Genomic DNA, 4511 nt, shown 5'->3' on the forward strand with positions numbered 1-4511 from the left:
GCCGGCGCGGTGGCGGCGGCCACCCGGTGGCCGGTCAGCCCGAGCGCCAGCCCGACGGCAGCGGCACCCGCGCCCAGGCGCAGAACATCACGACGGTGGTGCATGGTTCTCCCGGCAGACGAACAGCGGTGGCAACGCCACGGGCCACCCTCGTGCCCGCGACGCACCGGGAGTAAAGCCCATATCTGACGGCTAGTCATTTGTTGAGCGGTGTACGTGTTGCGGCGAGCGGTTCGTCGGCCGTGATGCGCTCCAGGTCTGCTTGCCGTGCACCTCGGCTTGCCGGAAGCAGCGCGCGACGTCCCCCCACAGCGCTGATGGGCGCCGTGGAAAGTGGGTCATAGTCAGTGCTCGGAGTTGCGGTACTCCCCGGTGCATCGCGCCGATCGTGGACGCTGTGCGTGGCACAGCGTCGGAGAGAAGCGATCTGACGCCCATTGACTGCGTGGGCACGTGTCGAGGGCCGGCTCTGCCGGCCAGGCTGTGGCGTGGCGATCCTGCGCCTGGCAATCGTGGTGCCGCACGCGGATCCGGGGCGCGGTGGGCTGGAAGGTGGATGCTGTCCGACCGGCCATCGATCTGACTCCCGCTGGGGCGTCGCCCCGCGCACGGTCGGCAAGACCGTGTGGGCCGAGATCGACCTGCCGTGAGCACCCGCCGCGCGCCCCCCCCCGCTGCGGTGCCAGACGTCAGACCAGGCGGCGGGCCGTCGCCCAGCGGGTGAGTTCGTGGCGGTTGGACAGCTGGAGCTTGCGCAGGACGGCGGAGACGTGGGACTCGACGGTCTTGACGGAGATGAACAGCTGCTTGGCGATCTCCTTGTACGCGTAGCCGCGGGCGATGAGCCGCAGCACCTCCCGCTCCCGCTGGGTGAGGCGGTCCATGTCCTCGTCGACGGGCGGCGCGTCGGTCGAGGCGAAGGCGTCGAGCACGAAGCCGGCGAGCCGCGGCGAGAACACCGCGTCGCCCTCCGAGACCTGGAAGATCGCGCCGACCAGGTCGCTGCCGGTGATCGTCTTGGTGACGTACCCGCGGGCACCGCCGCGGATGACACCGATGACGTCCTCGGCGGCGTCGGACACGGACAGCGCGAGGAACCGCACCGGGGACGCGGCGTCGGCCATCAGGGACGCGCTGCGGCGCAGCACCTCCACGCCGCCGCCGCCGGGCAGGTGCACGTCGAGCAGCACCACGTCGGGGCGGGTGGCGGTGATGACGGTGACGGCCTGGTCGACGTCGCCGGCCTCACCGACGACCTCGACACCCGTGGTGTCGGTCTCGCCGATCTCGGCCTGCACACCCGCCCGGAACATCCGGTGGTCGTCCACCAGGACCACCCGGACCCTGCGGGCCTGCTCCTCGGTCACGTCGCTCATGTTTCCGCCCTCTCCATCTCCAGCTCCACCTCGGTGCCCTCACCCGGGGCCGTCCGGATCCGGGCCGTGCCGCCGTTGCGTTCCATGCGGCCGATGACGGACTCACGCACGCCCATCCGGTCGGCGGGCACCGCGTCCAGGTCGAACCCGGGGCCCCGGTCGCGGACCGAGACGAAGACCGTCCGCCCCTCGACCTCGGCGAACACCTGCACCGCGCCGCCGCTGCCACCGTACTTGGCCGCGTTGACCATCGCCTCGCGCGCGGCCTGGACCTGGGCGCCCAGCCGGTCGTCGAGCGGGCAGTCGCCGACGCACACCACCTCCACCGGCACCCCGTGGTGGTCCTCGACCTCCGCCGCCGTCGCCTTCACGGCCTCGGCGAGGGTACTGGGCTCGTCCTCCTCGGCCCTGCCGTTGCCCTCGCCGCCCTTGTACAGCCACTCCCGCAGCTCCCGTTCCTGGGCCCGCGCCAACCGTGTCACCTCGCGGGGCTGCTCGGCGTTGCGCTGGATCAGGGTCAGGGTGTGCAGCACCGAGTCGTGCACGTGGGCGGCGACCTCGGCCCGTTCCTGGGCGCGGATGCGCATCAGCCGTTCCTCGGACAGGTCCTGGGTGATGCGGACGAGGTAGGGGCCGGCCAGCAGCGCGATGCCGACGAGGACCGCGACGGAGGCCTGGAGCACCGAGCCCAGTTGCCGCCCGGACCCCTGGATGAACACGAAGCCGGTCACGCCGACGCCCACCAGGATGGCCCCGGCGGCGGACCGGGCCAGTGGCAGCAGACGGCTGCGGCGGCTCACCTCGGACCAGTGGGCGCGTCGCGCGTTGTCGGCCTGCCGCCACACGACGGCGACGCCGACGCCTATCAGCAGCAGCGGCCAGACGTACGCGTTGGCCGATCCGAACTGGAGGTTCTCGCCCAGGGCCACCACGGCCGCGATCAGGACCACGACGGCGAAGACGTGCCCCTTGTCGGCCTTGCGGACCAGCTGCCGGCGGCCGTCCGGGGTGGTCACGGACCGGGGGGCGCGCGGCGCGGAGTTCACACCGCCGGCGCCCAGCGGCACCACGAACCAGAAGACCGCGTACAGCAGCACGCCCAGGCCGCTGCTGAAGAACAGGATGAGGAAGACCGCCCGTACCCAGAACACCGGCAGCCCGAGGTGCCCGGCGAGGCCGCGGGCCACGCCGCCGAGCCAGCGGCCTTCGGAACTGCGGTAGAGCTTGCGCAGGGGCAACGCCTGAGGGGGCGGCGGCGCGGCGGTGGTCATGTCCCGATCGTCACACGTGGTTCCCCCCGGGCACATCAGGGTCGGTCCCTGAGCGACCCCGGAGCAGGGAAGTCAGGGACACTTCCGGGCACGTCCCGGATACCGCCGGGGCGTCCCAGTCGCGAGGATGGACGCATGACCAAGGATCAGGGGCCCGCCGGGGCGGCCTCCGCGCACCGGACCGCCGCTGCCCCGGACAGCCCGCCGCCGGCTCGGCTGGAGCGCAGCAAGCAGCACAAGGTGGTGGCGGGCGTGTGCGGCGGGCTGGGACGGTACTTCGGTATCGACCCGGTGATCTTCCGCGTGCCGTTGGCCGTGCTGTCGGTGATCGGCGGGCTGGGTCTGCTGTTCTACGGCTTCGCCTGGCTGCTCGTCCCGCTGGAGGGCGAGGACGAGAACGAGGGCCGGCGCATGCTGTCCGGGCGTGTGGAGGGCGCGGCGCTGGCCGCCGTGCTGTGCGCGCTCGCCGGCTGCGGGCTGGTGCTCGCCTCACTCGGCAGCAACCGCAGCATGACCTTCTCGCTGCTGGTGGCGGTGGCCGTCGGGGCGGCCGCGCACTGGGCGCGCACCAGCCGCACGGACGGCGACGACAGCCAGGAGCCGTCCGCGGACGCCCCGCCGGAGGCGCAGGCGCCGCCCGTCCCGTCCTCCCCGTCGTGGTGGCGGGGCCCGGCGACGGCCGACAGCGGCTATCTGTGGGGGCCGGACGACGGGGTGTACACCGCGACGCCCGGCGGGGTGCCGATGCCGGTCTACACCGGCAGCAAGGAGGCGGTCCGCCCGCCGCGGGAGCGGTCCATCGGAGGGCTGGTCTGCCTGAGCGGACTGCTGACGGCCGCGCTCGTCACCGCGCTCGCCTGGTCGGCGGAGCCGCTGGGCACGGTGCTGGTCATGGGGTTGAGCGCCGGCCTGGCGACCCTCGGCCTCGGCCTGGCGATCAGTGCCTTCGCTGGCCGTACCGGGGGCGGCACGATCCTGGTGGTGCTGATGACGGCGGGCCTGCTGACGGGCGCCACGCTGGTGCCCAAGAACATCGGCACCCAATGGGTGAACGCCCAGTGGACGCCCACCCGGTCCGACCAGGTGCTGGACGAGTACCAGCTCGGCTCCGGTCAGGCTCTGCTCGACCTGTCCGAGCTGCGCCTCGACGAGGGCGAGCAGGTGGCCACCAGCATGCAGATCGGCGCGGGCAAGGTGGAGGTGTTCGTGCCGGAGAACCTGAGCGTCGACCTGGAACTGAAGATCGGTGTGGGCGGATACGAGCTTCCGTCGCAGCGGTACGAGGGCGGTGAGGGCACGCAGGTGGACGGCGGCGGAGTGGGCCTCAACGAGGACCACACGGTGGAGCCCCGCGGGGGGCGCGAGCCGGGCGGCGAGCTGCGGCTGCGCATCGACCTGGGAATCGGGGAGGTGCGGGTCGTGCAGGTACCGGTGACGGACGCCGGGCAACCCGCGGACGGCACGGAAGGCGGCACCCCCGACGGCACGGGCGGGGGCCCGGACACCGGCGGGGGCGGGACGGAGTCGGCGTCGGACGGCGCCGGAGGGGTGAGGGAGGCAGAGGCGGCCGGCCGGTCGTACAGCGGCCGGGGCTACGGCGCGGAGCAGAGGGTGGCGGCGGCATGAGCAGGCTTCAGCGTTTCGACCCCGCCCGGCTGGTGCTGGGGCTGTCCCTGATGGGGATCGCGGCCGTCTTCTTGCTGCGGGCGCTCGGTGAGGTGAGCCTGCCGGCCACGGCGGTGGTGGTGCTGCTGCCGGCCGCGCTGCTGCTGTCCGGTCTGGTCGCCGGCGTGGACCACCTGGTCCGTCGTGACCGCCGCGACCGCCGGCGCTCCTCCTGACGGGCGGCGTGTTCGCGGGCGCG

At 73.2% G+C, this 4511-nt stretch carries 5 protein-coding genes; 3 read left to right on the plus strand and 2 right to left on the minus strand.

Going from position 1 to position 4511, the window contains the following annotated elements:
• The first annotated feature begins 488 nt into the window (after positions 1 to 488).
• Positions 489 to 650, plus strand: coding sequence for a hypothetical protein (locus ACYVE9_RS16680; protein ID WP_461028658.1), 162 nt, complete (start codon positions 489 to 491; stop codon positions 648 to 650).
• 39 nt (positions 651 to 689) lie between these two features.
• Here the strand turns inward: ACYVE9_RS16680 and ACYVE9_RS16685 are convergent, their stop codons facing one another.
• Together ACYVE9_RS16685 and ACYVE9_RS16690 are read right to left on the minus strand one after the other, a co-directional pair.
• Complete coding sequence (locus ACYVE9_RS16685; RefSeq protein ID WP_461028659.1) at positions 690 to 1376, minus strand: LuxR C-terminal-related transcriptional regulator; 687 nt, start codon at positions 1374 to 1376, stop codon at positions 690 to 692.
• Positions 1373 to 2647: an ATP-binding protein gene (locus ACYVE9_RS16690; protein WP_461028660.1), complete on the minus strand. Its 1275-nt coding sequence runs from the start codon at positions 2645 to 2647 to the stop codon at positions 1373 to 1375. Before ACYVE9_RS16690 ends, ACYVE9_RS16685 begins: the two co-directional genes overlap by 4 nt.
• Positions 2648 to 2782: 135 nt before the next feature.
• Between ACYVE9_RS16690 and ACYVE9_RS16695 the strand changes: the two genes are divergently transcribed.
• Both ACYVE9_RS16695 and ACYVE9_RS16700 read left to right on the plus strand, forming a co-directional pair.
• Positions 2783 to 4273 (plus strand): PspC domain-containing protein, encoded by a 1491-nt coding sequence (locus ACYVE9_RS16695; protein ID WP_461028661.1) that lies wholly within the window; start codon positions 2783 to 2785, stop codon positions 4271 to 4273.
• Positions 4270 to 4488, plus strand: coding sequence for a hypothetical protein (locus tag ACYVE9_RS16700; RefSeq protein ID WP_461028662.1), 219 nt, complete (start codon positions 4270 to 4272; stop codon positions 4486 to 4488). Before ACYVE9_RS16695 ends, ACYVE9_RS16700 begins: the two co-directional genes overlap by 4 nt.
• Positions 4489 to 4511: the final 23 nt, after the last annotated feature.

The organism is Streptomyces sparsus (genome assembly GCF_054776295.1).